We start from the raw sequence: 1,496 nt of genomic DNA, 5'->3' as shown, positions 1-1,496 counted from the left end.
TCTTTTTATAAGAAAAATGCGTGCCCTTCTGGGGAGGAATTAAATTCAGGGGGTACTTGTGGTGAGCCTGAATCTAAATATTGTGATACGGCTTCTGGTCAAAACGCGTTAAGTAACGCTATTAGTGCTTGTATAGACAATCCGCCCGTCGGCTATAAAAATACGCACAGTTATTCTTGTAGTAATCAGGCGAAAGCTATTTTAGGCGGGTGTGACTCAGTGCCAATTAATAAACCTTGTACGGGGGATGCTTGCGGTGGTGGTTCGGGTACTGGCGGCGATGGTGGTAATACAGGCGGTGGCTCAAGTGGTGGTGGTTCGTCTTCCGGTGGCGGTACGTCTGGCGGGGATGGTAACAAAGGCGAAAAAGGCGACAAGGGAGATAAGGGAGATAAAGGCGATACGGGAGAAGCTGGCAAAGATGGCGTTGATGGTATCGATGGGGAAAAAGGTACTGATGGCATAGGTGGTATTAATGGAAAAGATGGAATAAACGGTGCTGATGGGCGTGATGGTATTGACGGCACAAATGGCAGTAACGGTATTAATGGCCTTGATGGTAAACGCGGTGCGTCGGGTAAAGACGGTGTTGATGGTTTAAACGGTAAAGATGCCGAACCCGCTGACCTTCGACCTGTATTAAATAGCATTAGCAGCTTAAAAAGTTTCAATGCCAGTGAGTTTAATTCTGCGGCTACAAGTCGTCGTAATTTAAGCTCTAGTCTTGATTCCATATCAGCGTTAACCAGTGGCTTGGGTGGCAATATTGATGCACTGAAAGTCTCAAATAAAAATGCCCTATCTGATATTAAAAATACTGCCGATAGCTTGGGCGCGAAATCTGATGAACAAACGGCCTATCAAAAAATCATTGCCGATAAAATGGCAGAATTAAGTGATAGTTTTGGTGTCGGCATTCCTGAATTAGATAAAAAATCTGAGCGTAATAATAATTTATTAGATGATATTAAGCGTTTGACTCAAACCAATACTGATGAATTAACGGCTGCAAATAAAGCCCAGTTAGATAAAGCCTTCGCGCAATTTGATGAAACCAAAAAACAAACTGACTTACTGGCTAATATAGAACAATTAACGGCTGGCCTTGGTGATAATTCAGTGACAGACAATGAATTAAAGTCGGTTAATGACAAACTCGCCCAAATGAACAATCAATTAGGTTCGGGGAATAACAAGCTCGATGCAATTAATGAAACGTTAGTTGTCAATGAATCCCAATCCTCAAAACGTACCGACCAATTATTAGCAGCCTTGGCAAACAGTGATGCTCAAGGCGAAAGTCGTTGGCGTGAATTGCGCGACCAATACAAGCAAGGCAATGATGATTTAGTTGATGCCGTTGGCGGTATTGGTGATGGTATCGAGGGCGCTATCGGTGAACAAACTGACCGCTTATTAGAAACAGGGTTAACGGGTGGCGGTGTGAATGGTACGGCATCAACCTCGACGGGAATTGTTGAGGGTGCGATGGATGG

Annotated in this window: 1 protein-coding gene; it reads left to right on the top strand. The window is 44.0% G+C overall.

Going from position 1 to position 1,496, the window contains the following annotated elements; genetic code table 11:
• Positions 1–1,496: hypothetical protein (locus C9J47_RS26755; protein ID WP_107257101.1), on the top strand; the 1,496-nt coding region annotated here is incomplete at both ends.

The organism is Photobacterium indicum (genome assembly GCF_003026215.1).
In the GTDB taxonomy this organism is placed as follows: Bacteria; Pseudomonadota; Gammaproteobacteria; order Enterobacterales; family Vibrionaceae; genus Photobacterium; species Photobacterium indicum.
Note: the sequence above shows the minus strand (reverse complement) of the source record. Positions and strands in the feature narration are given on the sequence as shown.